This window comes from Allobosea sp. Root670, assembly GCF_001429415.1.
Lineage (GTDB): Bacteria > Pseudomonadota > Alphaproteobacteria > Rhizobiales > Beijerinckiaceae > Allobosea > Allobosea robiniae.
This window is the reverse complement of the sequence record NZ_LMJU01000016.1, coordinates 309,028-326,977: the sequence shown is the minus strand read 5'-3', so window position 1 is coordinate 326,977 and position 17,950 is coordinate 309,028. Positions and strand designations below refer to the sequence as shown.

13 protein-coding genes are annotated in these 17,950 nt (G+C 62.2%); 4 read left to right on the top strand and 9 right to left on the bottom strand.

The features are described from left to right. The first annotated feature begins 2 nt into the window (after positions 1-2). Positions 3-1,493 (top strand): glycosyltransferase, encoded by a 1,491-nt coding sequence (locus ASE61_RS16905; protein WP_082617490.1) that lies wholly within the window; start codon positions 3-5, stop codon positions 1,491-1,493. A 335-nt stretch (positions 1,494-1,828) separates the two neighbouring features. Here ASE61_RS16905 and ASE61_RS16900 read toward each other — a convergent pair whose 3' ends face one another. From ASE61_RS16900 to ASE61_RS16890, 3 genes are all read right to left on the bottom strand, one after another. After that, positions 1,829-3,148, bottom strand: coding sequence for an HlyD family type I secretion periplasmic adaptor subunit (locus ASE61_RS16900; protein ID WP_061968793.1), 1,320 nt, complete (start codon positions 3,146-3,148; stop codon positions 1,829-1,831). Then, positions 3,145-4,881, bottom strand: coding sequence for a type I secretion system permease/ATPase (locus ASE61_RS16895; RefSeq protein ID WP_244492886.1), 1,737 nt, complete (start codon positions 4,879-4,881; stop codon positions 3,145-3,147). The genes ASE61_RS16900 and ASE61_RS16895 overlap by 4 nt, the downstream gene beginning before the upstream one ends. A gap of 876 nt (positions 4,882-5,757) precedes the next feature. Next, positions 5,758-7,404, bottom strand: coding sequence for a calcium-binding protein (locus ASE61_RS16890; protein ID WP_061968791.1), 1,647 nt, complete (start codon positions 7,402-7,404; stop codon positions 5,758-5,760). A gap of 541 nt (positions 7,405-7,945) precedes the next feature. Between ASE61_RS16890 and ASE61_RS16880 the strand changes: the two genes are divergently transcribed. Next, positions 7,946-9,084, top strand: a protein-coding gene (locus ASE61_RS16880) for an IS3 family transposase (RefSeq protein WP_156407134.1) whose coding sequence is annotated in 2 segments (ribosomal slippage) — positions 7,946-8,204 and positions 8,204-9,084 — 1,140 coding nt in all. Because the reading frame shifts where the segments join, the coding sequence is not laid out codon by codon here. A gap of 130 nt (positions 9,085-9,214) precedes the next feature. Here the strand turns inward: ASE61_RS16880 and ASE61_RS16875 are convergent. From ASE61_RS16875 to ASE61_RS16850, 6 genes are all read right to left on the bottom strand, one after another. Then, a complete protein-coding gene (locus ASE61_RS16875; protein WP_162260112.1) occupies positions 9,215-10,327 on the bottom strand; it encodes a glycosyltransferase in 1,113 nt (370 codons plus the stop codon). Between the two features lie 274 nt (positions 10,328-10,601). Then, positions 10,602-11,699 (bottom strand): glycosyltransferase family 4 protein, encoded by a 1,098-nt coding sequence (locus ASE61_RS16870; protein ID WP_082617488.1) that lies wholly within the window; start codon positions 11,697-11,699, stop codon positions 10,602-10,604. Further along, on the bottom strand, positions 11,696-12,853 hold the full coding sequence (locus ASE61_RS16865; RefSeq protein WP_061968782.1) for a DegT/DnrJ/EryC1/StrS family aminotransferase: 1,158 nt from the start codon (positions 12,851-12,853) through the stop codon (positions 11,696-11,698). Before ASE61_RS16865 ends, ASE61_RS16870 begins: the two co-directional genes overlap by 4 nt. After that, positions 12,853-13,455: an acyltransferase gene (locus tag ASE61_RS16860; protein WP_413813541.1), complete on the bottom strand. Its 603-nt coding sequence runs from the start codon at positions 13,453-13,455 to the stop codon at positions 12,853-12,855. The genes ASE61_RS16865 and ASE61_RS16860 overlap by 1 nt, the downstream gene beginning before the upstream one ends. Positions 13,456-13,458: 3 nt before the next feature. Beyond that, positions 13,459-14,397 carry a Gfo/Idh/MocA family oxidoreductase gene (locus ASE61_RS16855; RefSeq protein WP_061968778.1) on the bottom strand — a complete coding sequence of 313 codons (939 nt, stop codon included), beginning with the start codon at positions 14,395-14,397 and terminating at the stop codon, positions 13,459-13,461. A 36-nt stretch (positions 14,398-14,433) separates the two neighbouring features. Beyond that, a complete protein-coding gene (locus ASE61_RS16850) occupies positions 14,434-15,804 on the bottom strand; it encodes a nucleotide sugar dehydrogenase (RefSeq protein WP_061968776.1) in 1,371 nt (456 codons plus the stop codon). On the opposite strand from ASE61_RS16850, the gene ASE61_RS26565 reads away from it, so the two are divergent. Both ASE61_RS26565 and ASE61_RS16845 read left to right on the top strand, forming a co-directional pair. Beyond that, entirely contained in the window at positions 15,803-16,003 is a 201-nt protein-coding gene (locus tag ASE61_RS26565; protein WP_156407133.1) for a hypothetical protein, read from the top strand. The genes ASE61_RS16850 and ASE61_RS26565 overlap by 2 nt on opposite strands. 807 nt (positions 16,004-16,810) lie before the next feature. Continuing rightward, positions 16,811-17,875 carry an NAD-dependent epimerase/dehydratase family protein gene (locus ASE61_RS16845; protein WP_061968774.1) on the top strand — a complete coding sequence of 355 codons (1,065 nt, stop codon included), beginning with the start codon at positions 16,811-16,813 and terminating at the stop codon, positions 17,873-17,875. Positions 17,876-17,950 lie beyond the last annotated feature (75 nt).

The following is a 17,950-nucleotide window of genomic DNA, read 5'->3' as shown; positions in this document are numbered from 1 at the left end:
TCATGAGCGCACGATCCATGGCGCCGGGACCGAAATTGGCCTTGCAGCGTTGCGGGACGATGTTTTTGGGGGACGCTTCGATCATGCTACTTTCGGCGGCGCGACAGCCGCGGATCGGACTGATTTGTTTTTCGGCTATTCCGGACGACCCGCGCGTCCGGCGCCAGGGCGATCTGTTTTATTCGCGTGGGTGGGACGTGATTGCAGTCGGCTTGCCGGCTGCGCGATCACGTCCACCGGAATGGCTCTGCCTATCGGTCAACGCTGACAACAGTCTCTCTCCCGTTAAGTGCGAGCAAGAGACCGCTAACGCTGACCCCTCGGGAAGAGGCGCAGCCGACCGTAGTTCTCAAATGGTGCGCGGGCAGGCAACTGCTGATGCGCTTGATGACCTGTCACCTGTGCTGTCGCCGGCTAGGTTTCCGTCGTTTCACAAGGCGTTGTCTTGGATTTATTGGCGTATGCTCGCGCCCATTCTGCGTCGGGCGAAGCGCGCTAAGGATCTGACTCTGATCTACATCGATCCGAAGCATGCCGACAATACATACTGGACGCTGAACGATCGCTTCGAAAGACTTTACGATCTTGCCAGTCGATACAAGGTCGATATTTGGCTCGCCAACGACTGGACGGCGCTGCCGATTGCACGGCGGCTTGCGGCAGAACAGGGAGTTCCCTACGTTTACGATACGCACGAACTCGCGGTCGACGAATATGCACACCGCCTGCTCTGGCGCCTAACCCAACGTCCCGTCATCGCGGCCATCGAACGGGAGGGTATCGCAGATTCTGCTGTTACCAGTTGCGTGTCGCAGGGCATTGCCGACCGCTTGCACGCTCTTTATGCCTTGCCGGAAAAGCCGTTGCTGATCCGCAATATGCCGCGTTACGAAGCGCATCCTTTGCGGCCATGCGGCGAGCAAATTCGTGTTCTCTATCACGGTGTGGTCAACGTCGGTCGGGGACTCGAAGTCTGCATCGACAGCGTCGCGCTCTGGCGCCCCGAGTTTCATCTGACGATCCGAGGTCCCGGGCCAGCCGAGTACATCGAGGCATTGGCTGCTCTTATCAAGGCGAAAGGCCTTGGTGAACGTGTCGTGCTGGCCCCGCCCGTGCCAATGATTGACCTGGTGAGAGAAGCTTCCAGCTTCGATATTGGCTTGTTCGCGCTGCCAGGTCATTCGAAGCAGAATCTTCATGTTCTGCCCAACAAGTTCTTCGAATACACCATGGCGGGGCTTGCGCTGTGCGTCTCGGATTTACCCGAGATGAGTGCATTGCTACGTCAGCATGGTCTTGGCCATTTGATACCCGATGTAACGCCACAGGCCATTGCGGACGCGATCAACGGCTTTGATCGTGACGAGATCGACGCTTGCAAGCGATATGCGCTTGAGGCAGCGAAGACGCTGAACTGGGAGTCGGAGGCGGATCGATTTTTCGCTGCGATCAAGGAGGCGGTTCTGGCCGCCAACACCAACGCCGCCGTGTAGCTGCTCTTGCAGCCCCGGAAGTAATCAAGCCACTAGAGCGTTTTTTGGTCGAGCCTAAATCGTTGAGGATTCCCAAGGGGCGTGTGTTCTGTTTCAAACTGTCTGCCGGATCGGAGGCCGGCAGCTATGGCACGCAGCTTGAAACAGCGAAGGTATCAGCCGAGCCAGGGCACGAGAGGTGAATCTTGGCCGACCATTCGGAATGGCCCACCATCAACGGCGGGAAGCACTTGCTCGTAAAGGGAAGGGGCGAGCCAGTCCTCGAAATCGCCCGCGGTTATAACGTGAGCCCGAGCACGATTTCCCGGCTCTGACGTGATTGTCTCACGCAACACTCATCTTTCTCGGAACGCCTTCGCAATCTGATCCCTGAGTGGCTTGATGATGTATTGCCAGGGCGTGCGGTCCTCGGTCTGAACGAAGGCCTCGGCCTGCATGCCGGCCGCGACATGTTGCGGCGCGAGGCGGGCATATTCCTCGGCGGGGATCGTCACGCGGATCGTGTAAAAGGTCGCGCCGGTGTGCTGGTCGCGGCTGGTATCGGCCGAGATGCGGCTGACCTGCCCATTAAGCTCGGGCGTAGTGCGCTGGTTGAAGGCGTGAAGCTTGACCTGCGTTGCCTGGCCGAGCGCGATCTGGTCGATATCCGGCGGGTTAATCCGGGCCTCGAGCTGCAAGGCGTCCTCGGTCGGGACGATCAGCATGGCCGGTTCAGCCGGGGTTATCACGCCGCCGACGGTATGAACTGCAAGCTGGTGGACAAATCCGGCGCTCGGTGCCCTGATCTCGACACGCTTGAGCTGATCCTCGGCAGCGACGCGGCGCTCGGTCAATTCGGCGATGCGACCCTGGATCTCGCGCAGCTCCTTCATCGCCTCCTCACGCAGGACCTCGTCGATCTGAATGATCTGGAGCTCGGTCTCTGCGATACGGCCTTCGGATTGAGCGACCGCCGCGATCAGCTGCCCTTTCTGGCCGTCAAGATTGGCTGCCTCCCGTTCCAGCGCAGTCTTGCGGCTGATGGCGACGAGGTTCTTCTCGTAGAGCCCGCGAACGCCGGCAAGCTCCTCCTCGATCAAGCCGGCCTGGCGATCCCGCGCCACCTCCTGCGCCTTCAATCCCAGAATCTCGTCGCGCAGCTGGCCGACGCGCTTGAGCAGTTGTGCCTTCTGGCCATCGCGGGCCGAGCGTCGCGCCTTGAACAGACTCTGCTCGGCGGTGATGAGCTCGGCGATCTCCAGTTCGTTCCGGCGAGCGATCAGTTCAGGAGCCAACGTGATCACCGGCCTGCGGTCGCGCTCGGCCTGCAGGCGGCCACGGCGAGCAGTGAACTCGTCGAGTTGCCTGGTGACGATCTGGAGATTGGAGCGTGTCACCGTATCATCGAGCCGGATCAGCACCTGGTCTTGCTCGACCCGGTCGCCTTCCTTGACCTTGAGCTCGCCGACGATACCGCCGGTCTGATGCTGGACCTTCTTCACATTGCCGTCGACCACGAACTGGCCGGAGGCAACGACTGCGCCCGACAAGGTCGTCGCGACGGCCCAGACGCCGACCGTACCGGCAAAGAGCGCGACGCTGGCCCCGCCGACGAGCCCGAGGCGTCGCAAGGTTCGGCCGTGATCCGGCTGAATGGTCTCCGATGCCTGGCTCACGATGCCACCGTCTGGCGCTGGACGCTGGGGAGGCCGCCTTGACGGAGCACCTTTTGCAGGATCCTCTCCTTCGGTCCTAAGGCCTGAATGCGGCCTTCCGCCATCATCGCCACGTGATCGACCCCGGCGATGGCGGTCTGGCGGTGCGTGACGACGATGACGATGCCGCCGCGCTCGCGCACGCCGATCACTGCCCGCGTCAGGGCTTCATCACCGTTATGATCGAGGTTGGAGTTGGGCTCGTCGAGCACGACCAGGAACGGATTGCCGAAAAGTGCGCGGGCGAGAGCGACGCGTTGACGCTGGCCACCGGAGAGAGCCGCGCCGCCTTCGCCAATCACCGTGTCGTAGCCGTTCTCCAGCTTGGCGATCAGGTCGTGAGCACCCGCCGCCTGTGCCGCCGCAATGATCGCCTCGTCGGAGGCGTCCGGCAGGAAGCGGCTGATGTTCTGCGCAACGGTTCCGTCGAAGAGTTCGATATCCTGCGGGAGATAGCCGATATGGCGCCCGAGCTCGACGGCATCCCATTGCGGAATCGCGAAGCCGTCGATCCGGACATCGCCCTTGAGCGGCGTCCAGACGCCGACGAGAGCCCGCACCAACGTCGACTTGCCGGAGGCGCTTGGACCGATGATGCCTAGCCCCTGGCCGGCTTCCAGCTTAAGGGAAACGCCTTGCAGGATCGGGTTCTGCCGGCCGGGCGCGGCCACAATCAGGTTCTCGGCCACGACATGCCGGGTCGGCACCGGTAGAGCTGTCTTGCGCTCCTCGGTGAAGGCAGGGGAATCCAGCACCTGCTTGAGACGGGCATACCCCTGCCTGGCGCCGACGAAACCCTTCCAATGCGCGACGGCGGTCTCGATCGGCGCCAAAGCCTTCGACGTCATGATCGAGGCGGCGATCATCGCACCACCTGAGACATCGCCATGGATCGATAGATAGGCGCCCATACCCAAGACCGCCGATTGCAGAACCATGCGGAAGACCTTCGCGAAGGTACCGATACCGCTCGTCGCATCCGAGCTCGCCAGCCAGCCGCCGACATGACGAAGATTGGCTTCGCGCCAGCGCCGCTGGAAGGCCGGCGCCATGCCCATCGCCGTCAGAGCCTCAGCATTACGGCGGCTCGCTTCCGCTATGGTCTGGCGCGCTCCCGAGCTCACCGTGTGAGCCTTGGTCGCCGCCTGACTGTTGCGCTCGGTCAGAAGGGTCAGCAGCAGGATGACGACACCGCCACCGACGACGAGCCAGCCGAGATAGGGGTGGAGGATGAAACAGCCGGCCAGAAAGATCGGCATCCACGGCATGTCGAACAAGGCCGTTGGCCCGAGCGACGACAGGAAGGTCCTGATCTGGTCGAGATCGCGGATCGGCTGCATCGCCTGATCAGCGCGGAAGCCCATCAAAGGCAGGCGCTGCGCCGCTGCGAAGGCGGCCGGAGAGACCTGATCGTCGAAACGCGCCCCGATCCGCGTCAGCATCCTGACGCGCACGGCATCGAGAAAACCATACAGTACGTAGGCAGCCAGCAGGAGCAGCGACAAGCCGATCAAGGTCGGAACGCTGCGCGAGCTCAGCACACGGTCATAGACCTGCAGCATGTAGAACGAGCCAGAGAGCGTCAGCAGGTTGATCAGCCCGGAGAACACCGCAACGACTGTGAAGGCACCACGGCAGGACGCTAGCGCCTTGGCGGCGATGGAATGCGGATGGGCGACAGCTGAACGGCTCAAGGCACAGCTCAAAAGGTAGAAGGGAACAGAAAAGCCGGCGCAGAATGCCACGCCGGCCATGCACATCACGCGAGCCAAGTCGCCCTAGTAGAGGTTCGACATCGTCACGTTCTTCAAGCGTGATCGTGTTATAGGCGCTGTAGGTGATTACCGTGTTGGCCCCCACCTGTCAAACAGCTCGCAAAATTGCTCCTCGATTTGAAGTACGCCCCTTGAGTTGGATTTGGTAACGCCCAGCAATTGACCGAAGAGCCGGGCTTTCGAAGGATGAAAGCCCACGGCCAGACACCGCGCTCACAGCATCGAGTTCAAGTGCCAGATGGCGCAGGATTATCTGGCAGGCAAGACACTCCACAGTCTCGCCCACCGATGATCTGTCGCGCAACCTTATCCGCATCCGGATCTAGAAGTTCGAAGCCGGTGCCTTCGACGACGAGGCGGCCGTCGCTGATGCGATCGAAGCCTACGAGGCACGCATCGCCGCGCTGGAGCGACTGGCCGATAGGCAGGCCCTGGAGATCGAGTTCCTAAAGGGGCTCTGAAGCACGGACCGCGACCGAGAGGTGCGACGACATCCGTCGTCATCGGCCCCGGGCCATCTGCGTCGGAGAAGGATGCCGGCTGATGGAGGTCGCGCGTTCGACCTATGACGACAAGCCGACCATCAGCATGGACGACACGACGCTGGTCGGATGCCGGCAGGTATCGCCTCCCGCGAATCTGCCAAAAGGGCTCATACCCTATCCGCCGGACAATCCGCGTTATCTCTATTCTGCCCTTGCCGACCGTGAGGTGCCGACTGGTCGGAGAATGCAAGCACGAATGCGAGAATCGCTCGTGGTGGAGATGCCGCTTGCGAGGCTGGATTCGGCGAGACTAGGCGATCTGATCCCAATTATTCGAATACAATCCATTACTAATGATATGACCGTCGGCCGGGTCATAGTACGTGACACTATAATTTCCATCGTCAAGCGTAATGACATCCCTCAAAACTCGGAGAGATTCATCGAACCACCGTTCTGCCTTCGTCCATTGGAATTCGTTATTCACATCGTAGTTATACAGGAATTTTGTCCCATCATCCATCGTGTACAGCTCCGTAATTTTCTGCTGAGAAGCATCATGGCGCTGCACAACAGATGACCAGGAGCCAGTATTATCTACATCATAAAGATATACATCGAGGGTTCCGTCATAATTTGTGTAAATGAGTTTGGAGCGGTTCCACTGATCGTCGTAGCGGGTCTCAATGCGCGACCAGCTTTGTGAGTAGGTCGTGTCGTACTCATAGAGGACACGGCTTCCATTGTCGTTGTTATAGAGAACGCTTACGGGTAAATCATTCGCGTTGTACTTGTAAATGATGCTCCCCCAGACATGCTGGGACATTGTATCGTATGAATAAATTGTCGACTGGCCATCGTCATAATCATAGCTAACAGTGAGGGGGCGGCTCTTCCAGTCATACCCGTATGTGATCGACGACCATGCGAATTGACCTGTGGTATCCGTCTCAATTCGCTGGGACATCGTCAGGGGCACGATCTGGTCATCGAATACGACCATCTCCATGCCAAACAGGAAATCGGTGCCGTGAGCGCCGATGACGGTAGCCGATCCGGAGCCAACATCGAACACCTTATAGTAGCTCCGCGGGCCATAGAAGACGGCGCTATCTACGCCCTGACCACCATACAGATAGTCGTTTCCTTCTTCTCCGTAGAGGAAGTCATCACTGTCGCCGCCATAAATGATATCGTCGCCCAGGCCGCCATACCCGAAATCATTCCCGCCAAGCAGGTGAAGCGTATCATTCCCTTTGCCGCCGTAGATGATATCCACGCCGGCGCTGCCACTTATGACATCGTCGGTGAGATAGCCGACGATCGTCTGTGTGCTGCCATCATCGAGCACAATGCCCATGTAGTCAGCCTGATGAGTCATCCAATCGTCGAGGGACGGCACATAGTAGATGGTGTCGCGCACCTCATACGCTCCCGTGGAGAGCGCATTCTTAACCAGATAGTCGAAGCTGCTTATGTCGTCGCGGCTATAGAACGACGTCATCTCGTCATAAGCCACCCCTGCAATGAGCCCTTCATAGGTGACGTCTTTAACGATCAGACCGATCGTCGGGTCCAATAGCAGGTCGGTTGTCCCATCCGAGAACAACATCTGAGCGTGGTTTCCGACTGCACCTCCATCCCAGCCAACGGCAGCCTGAACATCAGTGGCGATGCCGAATTCCTCGATAAACTGCCACGCGACGGCAACGTAGTGCGCACAGGAAAGCGTCGGCGAAGCCAGAAGCGTATCGAGGTCGTATGTCTGAGGGCTATCCCCATAGGGCGCCATGCCATAGGCTACCACAGTGCAAAACGCCGCTATACGCGCCTCCTCGGAGAGGCCTTCCATCCCGAGGTCAGCAGCAAACTGGTCGCGGACCGAAGCGTAATAGGTGACGATATTAGAGGAATCTTGCCTGATCTCGTCGTAAGCGAACTGCGCTAGATATGCCATTGGGGCGCCTCACCTCACCTCCACTCGGGATATTACTTGGCTCAACAGAATGCAACCATCCCCCCGCGGCAGCTCGCCCCGTCAAGGACGTTTAATCGCCCTATCGGGAAAACCTATTTGGAGGCGAAGGGCCCTGCGAGATCGATAGGCGCCTATTGGTTTCTGGCCTTCTCCTGTTGACGGCCTCTTTCGCTCTGACAACTGCCGCCGGGCCGACGTCCCGCAGCAACTGGCAGACGCGCCTACCCAGCAATTTATCGATGCAGATGCCTCAGGACGCTTTCCCAGCATCACTGCGATTGCCCCGGTCTCGGATAGCCGGTTCCTTATGGGGAATTTCTTTAAGGGTCCTCTTTTGGACGTCGCGAAAGGCGAAATCCGGAGCCTCCCGCGCCACCGCCGAAACGTGAAGGTCTAACCCACCGGGTTTACCTGTTCCACTAAGCATCAGGCTGTTGAGAGCAGGCTCGGGAAAACTGGACAGGTTGGATAAGTGGAGTTTCTGCCTGAAGGCGGCATGATGGCCGCGACAGGAGAGACCATGGCGAAACGACCGCGGCGGAACCACACGCCGGCTTTCAAGGCGAAGGTGGCCCTTGCAGCCGTGAGGGGCGAGAAGACGATCGTCGAGCTGGCGCAGCAGTTTGACGTGCACCCGAACCAGATCACGCAATGGCGCAATCAGCTTCTCGATGGGGCTGCGGGCGTGTTCGACGGCGAGGCGAAGGCCGCGGCGCCGGCTCCGGTGATCGACGTGAAGACGTTGCATGCGAAGATCGGGGAACTGACGCTGGAGAATGATTTTTTGTCCGGCGCGCTCGGGAAGGCCGGCCTTCTGAGCGTAAAGCGATGATCGACCGTCATCACGATCTGCCGCTCAGCCGGCAGGCGAAGGTTCTGGGGATCAGCCGGGGCAGCGTCTACTATCTGCCCCGCGCTGTCCCGGCCGCCGATCTGGCTCTGATGCGCCGGATCGATGCGCTGCACCTGGACTATCCCTTCGCCGGCAGCCGGATGTTGCAGGGGCTTCTCAATGCCGAGGGTCATGTCGCGGGGCGCCTGCACGTCGCCACGCTGATGAAGCGCATGGGGATCGAGGCGCTCTATCGCAGACCGAGAACCTCGAAGCGGGCTCCGAGGCACGCGATCTTCCCTTACCTGCTGCGCAAGCTGCCGGTGACGCGTCCCAATCAGGTCTGGGCGATGGACATCACCTACATCCCGATGGCGCGGGGCTTCGTCTATCTCGCCACCGTCGTCGACTGGTTCAGCCGCAAGGTTCTGGCCTGGCGGCTCTCGATCACGATGGACACCGCCTTCTGCATCGAGGCGGTCGAGGATGCCATGGCCCGCTTCGGCAAGCCGGAGATCTTCAATACCGACCAAGGCTCCCAGTTCACCAGCCGCGAGTTCACCGGCCTGCTGATCGCAGCGGACATCAGGATCAGCATGGACGGCAAGGGCGCATGGCGCGACAACGTCTTCGTCGAGCGTCTCTGGAAATCGGTGAAATACGAGGAGGTCTATCTGCGTGCCTATGCCAGCGTGTCGGAAGCTCGTGCCTCGATCGGCCGGTATCTCGACTTCTATAACAGCCGGAGGCCTCATCAGGGGCTGGCCCGGCAGACGCCCGACCAGGCTTACTTCAACGCGCTGCTGCCAATCCCGGCCGCGGCATAACCAAGGCGGAAACCCACTTAGCGACAGCGCCAAAACTGTTCAGATCAACTGAGCCAGCTCTTGCTCGCCAACGCTCTCCTCAGAGATGAACGGCCTGGAAGCCAACACTCCCTTGATCAAAACGGATACTCTAGACCGCTAGACCCGCAGCTTTCGACACGAGCGCCAGGAGCTTGGTACCTTCAGCCTCGAAATTGAGATCGCGTGCGCGTGCAAGGGCTGCACGTTTGTAGGCGTCGATCTGAGCCGGGTCGAGGCTCGCCAGGCAGGCAGCGATAATTTGCGGCGTATCGCTCGACAGCAAGACGCCGCAGGCGGAAGCATCGACCATCCGGCGGACCTCCGGCAAATCGCTGCTGATTACCATCAGCCCTGCCTGCATGTATTCGAAGATCTTGTTGGGCATCGCGAAGCGCGCATGCGTGGTGCTGTTCGACAGCAGGAAGATGCCGATATCGGCTTGCGCGGCGGTGGATATCAAGCGGTCGGGCGGAACCGCTCGTTCCAGGGCAATGCGCTCGCCGAACGGCATAGCGAGGGTGCGCAGATGCTGATCGAAGCCACCTTGGGCAGGGCCGCGGATAACGAGGCGAAAATCATCAGGCCAAAGCGAAACGCTTTCGATGAGGGTTTCAAGGCCGCGCCGGGGCACCACTGCGCCGTGATAGAGGACGGTGACGGGCCGTGTCGTCGGGCGGAAGGCCGTCTCCTGCCAGGCAGGCGTATTTGAAATCACGGTCGGTCGCACCAGGCCATAGCGCTGGGCGAGCGCGTCGGCAATGCCGTCGCTGACTGTCGCGACGGCATTGGCTTCGCGGATATAGCGATCTTCGATCCTGACGACATGCTGCCGGGCTAGAACCCGCCAGCGCCAGCTATCCGCGAACTCCTCCGGAGCGAATTCGTGACTGTCGTAGATGATGCGGGCGCCGCAACCGCGTTTGGCCGCGACGGCGAGCGGGAGGGCTCGCCAATCGTTGGCGATGACGAGGTCGGGCTTGAAGCGGAGTAAGTCGCTGCGCGTCGTCAGCCGGCTTGTGGACAGCCAATAGAGGAGGTCCGCACTGGCTGGGACAAGGGACGCGGGCGCCTGCCGGAGCACCATGCCGAGGCGTACGCGCGTGTCGCTGCCTGGGCCGGGGATTACGGTGACTGGTGCGGGCGGCACTGCGGGCAAGGGAGCTTGCGCGAAGATGCGCACGTCGTAACCCGCCCCGACGAGAAGCGCGGCATGACGCAGCACGCGTGAATCGTGCTGCAGAGGCGAAACACAGACGAGTGCAATCCGTGTCATGGCTGAGACCGGGTCCGTTCGGTGGAAGGCGCCGGCATCGAGGCGAGGGCGATCATGTCGGCGCGGCCGTTCCCTCAGTCCACTGTTCTGACGTTCTTGAGCAAGGTGAGTTGGCGCTATCAGGTCCGGGGCGCAATGCAATCCTGATCCGCAGAATAGTCGTCGAAGTTGGACAATGTCTCAAGAAATCCACATCCTGCACGGACCGGGTCGCGCTCGCGAATTATTGCGAGACGACCGAGCGCAGAATACGGTCGATCTCTTGACCGCGATGGTGCCAACTTGCCTCGCGGGCGACATAGGCTGCGCCATTGCAGCCTAGCTGCCGGGCTCCTTCAAGGTCGTCGGCGAGGCTTTTCACAGCCGATGCGATGGCTGGTGCCGCCGCAGGCGGCACGATCAACCCGGCGTCGGCATTTCGGACGAGATCGGCCTGGAACGGCAGGTCGCTCGCGATGACGGGAACACCGCAGGCCATGGCCTCGAACAGTTTCAGCGGCGCCACGCCCGAAGCTGAGCGCCCGTCCTGATTCTCGATGACGCAAAGGGACGCCAGTGCGCCGCGCACGATGGCTGGAACGGCATCATAAGGCTGTCGGCCCAACCAAAGCAGCCGCCGATCGGAGAGCGCCTGCTCGACCTTGCGGCGCTCGATACCATCGCCGACGATGACCAGCCGCAAATCAGCCGGCCAGTCCGGCTCCTTGAGAGCCGCCAGCATGGTGTCGATGCCATGCCAGGCGACGAGCCCGCCGACGAAGACCACATATCGCCCTTCGACGGGGCTCTCCGGGCCATCCGGCTTGAAAAGATCGGTATTGGCGCCGTTCGAGACGAGGCTGACGCGACCATGGCCGGCAAAAGTCTTGGCCCATTCCACGAGCCCGGGCGTTACACCAACTAGATACGCAGCTTGCCGATATTGCTTGCGGTAAAGCCACGAGAACAGCGGGGAGAACTGCTTCAGCCAGCGATAGGTTACGCCCACATCGGCGGGGGTTCCATTGATCTCATGGATCACGGGAGCGCCCCGCCAGCGCGCCCACAGTGTCAGCGGCAGCGCCATGAAGTGCGATCGGATGAAGACCGCATCGAATTCTCGCAGGCGTGTGCCGAGGGCGATCTGCGTTCGCCCATAGCCGATCAGCCGGCGGAGGAACGACGAGCGCGTGCTGGCACCGCCGCTGTTCGTCGCAAACAGCTCGACCTGCCAGCCGGCGCCGCGCAGGCCGGCGATGATCTCGTCGATATGGGTCTGTGACGCCTGGCCCGGCCGTGGCGTCTCGAGGGAGAGATAAGCCAGCCGCAACGGCCGGCTCATGCCACCGAGGCCGCCGGAGCAGCCAAAGCCTCAAGCACCTGCGCGATGATATAGTCCTGCGTCGCCTCGTCGAGATAGGGGTGCATCGGCAGCGCGACGACCTCCTGCGCGGCGCGCTCCGAGATCGGTAGGCCGTTTCCGGCCACCGGATAGTGCTTGTAGGCGGTCTGCTGGTGCAGCGGCTTCGGGTAGTAGACCGTGGTCGGCACGCCCTTGGCCTTCAGCGCCGCCTGGAAGGCGTCGCGACGGTCGGCGGCGACGCGGATCGTGTACTGGGCCCAGGTCGAGACGCAGTCGGCCATGACATGCGGCGTCGCCACGACGTCCTTGAGCGCAGCGGTGTAGCGCTGGGCCACGACCTGCCGCTTCTCGAGCTCCTCGGCATAAACCTTGAGCTTCTCGATCAGCACGGCCGCTTGGATGGTGTCGAGCCGCGAGTTCACGCCGACGCGGACATTGTCGTATTTGTACGAGCCCTTGCCGTGGAAGCGCAGCGACATCAGCAGCGCCGCATGCTCGTCATTATCGGTGAGAATAGCGCCGCCATCGCCATAGCAACCCAGCGGCTTGGCCGGGAAGAAGCTCGTGGTCGCGAAATCGCCGATCGCGCCGGCGACCCGGCCCTTGTAGCGCGCGCCATAGCCCTGAGCCGAATCCGAGATCAGAACGAGGCCGGTCTGCTTGCAGAAGGCTTCGATCGGCTCGTAGTCGCAAGCCTGGCCGAAAAGATCGACGCTGATCAGGGCGCGCGGGGTGAGCTTGTGCTGCTTCACCGTCTCCAGCGCGGCGCCGAGGCTCTTCGGGTCGATATTGTAGGTCGCTTCGTCGATCTCGGCGAAGACGGGCGTCGCGCCCATCCAGGCGACCACTTCCGCGGTCGCGGCGAAAGTGAAGCTCGGGCAGATCACGGCATCGCCGGGGCCAATTCCAAGTGCTTCGAGCACGAGAATCAGCGCATCCGTGCCATTGGCGACGCCGATCGCATGCTTCGCACCGCAGAAGGCGGCGAGCCCGGTCTCGAACTCCTGGACCTGCTGGCCGAGAATGTAGTTGCCGTCATGGACGACCTTGAGGATCGCCTCGTCCATCGCCTTGCCGATATGCTGGCGCTGGGCCTTGAGGTCGATGAACTCGATCACGGGACGCTCGCTCATCAGGCAATCTCCTCAAGCTGCTCCGGGCCCACTTCCCGATAGCGCGTTCCGGTCAGCGGGCAGATCAGGTCAGACCCGAGCCTCTCGCCCGCCTTGCTCATCCAGCCGATCCGGCGTGCCGGCACGCCCGCCATCAGAGCGTAGTCCGGCACGTCCTTCGTCACCACCGCACCGGCCGCAATGAAGCAATACGCTCCGAGCGTGTGTCCGCAGACGATGGTCGCATTGGCGCCGATGCTCGCGCCCTGTTTGACCAGGGTACGGCGGAACTCGGCCTTGCGGTTCATGAAGGCGCGCGGATTGTTGACGTTGGTGAAGACGCATGACGGGCCGCAGAAAACGTCCGCTTCCAGCTCGACGCCGTCATAGAGCGCGACATTGTTCTGGATCTTGCAGCCGTCGCCGATCGTCACCCGCGGCCCGGCCATCACATTCTGGCCGAGCACACAATCCTTGCCGACTGTGGTCTGGCCCAGCACATGCACGAAATGCCAGATTTTGGTGCCGGCGCCGAGCGTCGCGCCCTCGTCGACATAGGCGCTCTCATGGACGAGCGCGCCGGGAAAGCGCGGGTCTTCCCGCATCTGCGACGCGCCGGCCAAGGTTCAGCCTTTGAGATACTTGGCGACGAAGGGATGCGTCTCGCCGCCGGTCACCACCGGCGCATTGCGGAACTGCGAGACGACCTCGATCGAGAAGCGGACATCCTCGAGGCCATAGCCCTTGCCGGCGAGGATTTCCTCGTAGCTGCGGGTGTGCAGGTCGGTGAAGCCCTCCGAGAACTCGACCTCCTCGCCGTCCATGGTGATCGAGCGATAGGTCGTCTTCTGGCCCTTGACGCTTTCGGGCAAGTCGTTGGCATCGACCGAGAGGAACCAGCGCACATCCGCCTTCTCGTAGGAGAGCAGGCCGCTGGCGCGCTCGCCCTCCCGCAGGTTCGCGGTCTGCGACTGCAGCGGTCCGAAGACATAGGCGAGCATGTCGAAGAAATGGACGCCGATATTGGTAGCCACGCCGCCAGACTTCGCATCGTCGCCCTTCCACGAGGCGTGATACCAGCGTCCGCGGGAGGTGATGTAGGTCAGGTCGACCGAATGGCGCTCGTTGGAGGTGGCGATGCGCTCCTTGAGCGCCTGGATCGCCGGATGCAGGCGCAGTTGCAGGATCGTATTGACCTTGCGGCCGGAGTCGCGCTCGATCTCGATCAGCCCGTCGATGTTCCAGGGGTTGAGGACGAGGGGCTTCTCGCAGATCACGTCGCTGCCGGCGCGCAGGCCGAAGCGGATATGGGCGTCGTGCAGGTAGTTCGGCGAGCAGATGCTGACGAAATCGATGTGCTCGCCACGGCGGTGCAGCTTGTCGACATGCCGGTCGAAGCGCTCGAACTCGGTGAAGAAATGCGCCTGCGGGAAATGGCTGTCGATGATCCCGACGGAATCATTGGGGTCGAAGGCGACCTTGAGATCGCCGCCGACGGCCTTGATGGCCTTCATATGGCGCGGCGCGATGTAGCCGGCGGCACCGATCAGTGCGAATGACGTCATGGCGTTGATCTCTGACTTTTTCCGGGGCGTCCTGGCTCAGGCCTTGACGATATTGTCGCCGGTCAGGCCGGCCTTGGCGCAGGCATTGCGCGTATCGACCACGAGGCGGGCGGCAGCGACGAGCGCCTTGTAGTCGACCGCGTCATGGTCCGTGGCGATCAGCACCGCGTCATAGCCCTTGAGGGTCTCGGGCGACAGTGCTGCCGAGGCGCGGCCGGTCAGGTTGGCATGCTCGCGGGTCGGCGGGATCACCGGCACGTGAGGGTCGTGATAGTCGGCGACGGCGCCGCGCTCTTCCAGAAGCTCGATCAGGCGCAGCGAGGGGCTCTCGCGCATGTCGTCGATGTTCTTCTTGTAGGCGATGCCCATGACAAGGATCTTCGCCTTGCTGAGACCGCGGCCCTGCTGGCGGTCGAGCGCCTCGGCGACGCGGTCGACCACCCAATGCGGCATGGCGGTGTTGATCTGCCCGGCAAGCTCGATGAAGCGGGTGGTGACGTCGAACTCGCGCGCCTTCCAGGTCAGGTAGAACGGATCGATCGGGATGCAGTGCCCGCCCAGGCCGGGGCCCGGATAGAACGGCATGAAGCCGAAGGGTTTGGTCTTGGCGGCGTCGATCACTTCCCAGACATCGATGCCCATCTTGCCGTAGATCACCTTGAGCTCGTTCACGAGCGCGATGTTGACGGCGCGGAAGATGTTCTCGGTCAATTTGACGGCCTCGGCCGTGGCCGAGGAGGAGACCGGCACGGTCTTGACCACGAGCGCGCCATAGACCGCATTGGCCAGTTCCAGCGCATCCGCGCCATCGCCGCCGACGACCTTCGGGATCGTCGAGGTCCCGAAATCCGGATTGCCGGGATCTTCGCGCTCGGGCGAGAAGGCGAGGTAGAAATCGACGCCGCTCTTCAGGCCGGTCTTCTCGAAGATCGGGCGCATGATCTCGTCGGTGGTGCCGGGCCAGGTCGTCGATTCCAGCACGACCAGATGGCCCTTGCGCAGGCGCGGGGCGATCGCCCGGGCCGTCGCCTCGACATAGCTCAGGTCCGGCTCGCGATGCTTGGTCAGTGGCGTCGGCACGGCGATGATGATGGCGTCGACATCGCGCAGCTCGTCGAAGTCGGTCGTGGCGCGGAAGCGCTCTTCCTTGATCGCGGCGGCGATCGCCGAGGTCGGGATATGCTTGATGAAGCTCTCGCCGCGGTTGATCTGCGCGACGCGCTTCGCGTCGATGTCGAAGCCGACCACCGGGAAACCGGCGTTGCAGGCGGTCAGCGCCAGCGGAATGCCGACATAGCCGAGGCCGATGATGCCGACCCGATAGTTCTTCGCGGCGATGCGCGCGAGCTGCTCGGTCAGGGGCTGGGGCCTGTCTGAAACGAGCGGCGCTGTCGGTGATGAAGACATGACCGGCTTTCTGCGTGGGAAGGCGCTCTGGGCGCGGCAAGCGGGATTTGCGGCTGGCTTTGCCGCTGCATTGGAAAGATGTCAACCCGCGAAGGCAGCTAACAAGCCGAAGCAACGCGGCGTCGCCGAAAAATGGACGCGTTTCCAGGAATATTCGGCCGTCGGATCATCGGGCCGCATACCGTATTCGGTCCGATGATCCAGGTCTCTGATCTTGCACCGGCTTTTCCCGAAAACCGCATGCCGCCTTTCGGGCCGCCGCTTCAGGTCGATATCCCGAGTTCAGCCCTTGAGCTTGTCGATTCGGGCCGAGCCGTCGATGTCCTGGCAGCAATGGCGGACATGTCTGCGACTACCACCGCGATCCGCGGGCGGGCCGGAGAGGCCGGCAGCCACGGCGGTTGCAGGTGCTTTCCCAGACCCTGCCATTGCCGTCGATGCAGCGGCTCGCGTTGCAGTCGAAACCGCCACCGCCGCCGCCGTAATCGCCCCGGCCATATTGCCGTCCGTAATAGGAGGGAGGAGGCTCGAGGGGAGGCCCGTTACGATATCCGCCGCCAGAGCCCAGACGTCCCACCGGCCCGCTGCTCGGCCGGCAGCCATAGCGATCACATGTCGACTGCGTATAGACGCCGGTTCGCGGGTCGATGCAGCTCGCGGTCGTGCACTGCAGCTGTATCTGCGTGACGCCGGAAGCCCCCTGTATCGACGTCATCGGCAGGGCATTCGCATGTGAAGCCCAGAGCGCAAACGCGGCAAGGGCGATGTTTCGCAGGAAAAATCGCATGGCAGGACTCCTTTGGAATCTAAGGTACGCGCGCGATTCTGAACGGTTCCCTGCTGCGCCACGGGCGGGTCAGGGCCAAAAGGAATTTCAAACGGCTATGCGTTCGATGACTGCCGCGGCAGAAGTCCGTGCCGGGTGCCGGGCGCCCCCGGCTTTGCCAGGCCGGGCCGGGCAGGTTATTATCTTCCAGCCTCTTGCCGCTGTCCCCGATGAGTTGCGATGACAACAGTCGCAATATCTCTGTCTGGTGCCCCATTGACTCACAGCCTATCGTTGAACCGTGTCGTCGTGACGGGAGCCGCGGGCTTTATCGGTCTCCACGTCGCGGAGGCGCTGCTGCAGCGCGGCATCGAGGTCATGGGTGTCGATGCGCTCGTGCCCTATTATGATCCGGCGCTGAAGCAGGCGCGCCTCGCCCGGCTCACCGGCCGCAACGGCTTCGCGTTCGAGCAGATCGATGTCGCGGATCACGATGCCTTCGATGCCGCGATCGGCGCGTTCCGTCCGGACGCGATCATCCATCTGGCGGCGCAGGCGGGGGTTCGCTATTCGCTTGAGAACCCGCGCGCCTATGCCAGCGCCAATCTCGACGGCTTTCTATCGGTTCTCGAAGCCAGTCGTCGGCATGCCGTGGGGCATCTCGTCTATGCCTCCTCGAGCTCCGTCTACGGTGCCAATGCGAAGGTGCCGTTCAGCGAGCATGACGGCGCCGATCACCCGATTTCCCTTTACGCCGCGACCAAGCGGGCCAACGAGCTGATGGCGCATTCCTACGCCCATCTCTACGGGATACCGATGACGGGCCTGCGGTTCTTCACGGTCTATGGGCCCTGGGGCAGGCCGGACATGGCCTATTTCAAGTTCACCAAGGCGATCCTCGCAGGCGATCCGATCGACGTTTATGCGCAAGCGCAGATGAGCCGCGATTTCACCTATGTCGACGACATCTGCGAGGCGATCATACGTCTCGCGGCGCGCCCTGCGGCAGCCGATCCGGCCTTCGACCGCGAGCATCCCGATCCCGCGACATCCGCGGCGCCCTGGCGCATCTACAATATCGGCAATCACACCCCGGTGGCGCTCTCGCATTTCATCGACGTGGTCGAGGCCGCCTGCGGGCGCAAGGCGGTCCGGCGCCATCTGCCGGCGCAGCCGGGCGACGTGCCGGCGACCTATGCCGACGTCGCGGATCTGGCGGCTGCGGTCGATTTCCGGCCCGATACGCCGATCGAGACCGGGATTGCGCGCTTCGTCGCCTGGTACCGCGCGTTCTATCGCGTCTGAACCGCAACCGCATGCCGTCCCGGCAGCCCAGGCAAGCCTTGCCCGGCAGGCTCCGTCTGCGCGATAAGCGATGCG

What these genes read in the sequence shown, in the direction of transcription:
- ASE61_RS16905 (WP_082617490.1), top strand. Translation starts at nt 3, where the DNA reads ATGAGCGCACGATCCATGGCGCCGGGACCGAAATTGGCCTTGCAGCGT.
- ASE61_RS16890 (WP_061968791.1), bottom strand. Translation starts at nt 7,404, where the DNA reads ATGGCATATCTAGCGCAGTTCGCTTACGACGAGATCAGGCAAGATTCC.
- ASE61_RS16870 (WP_082617488.1), bottom strand. Translation starts at nt 11,699, where the DNA reads ATGAGCCGGCCGTTGCGGCTGGCTTATCTCTCCCTCGAGACGCCACGG.
- ASE61_RS16865 (WP_061968782.1), bottom strand. Translation starts at nt 12,853, where the DNA reads ATGAGCGAGCGTCCCGTGATCGAGTTCATCGACCTCAAGGCCCAGCGC.
- ASE61_RS16855 (WP_061968778.1), bottom strand. Translation starts at nt 14,397, where the DNA reads ATGACGTCATTCGCACTGATCGGTGCCGCCGGCTACATCGCGCCGCGC.
- ASE61_RS26565 (WP_156407133.1), top strand. Translation starts at nt 15,803, where the DNA reads ATGACCGGCTTTCTGCGTGGGAAGGCGCTCTGGGCGCGGCAAGCGGGA.
- ASE61_RS16850 (WP_061968776.1), bottom strand. Translation starts at nt 15,804, where the DNA reads ATGTCTTCATCACCGACAGCGCCGCTCGTTTCAGACAGGCCCCAGCCC.
- ASE61_RS16845 (WP_061968774.1), top strand. Translation starts at nt 16,811, where the DNA reads ATGACAACAGTCGCAATATCTCTGTCTGGTGCCCCATTGACTCACAGC.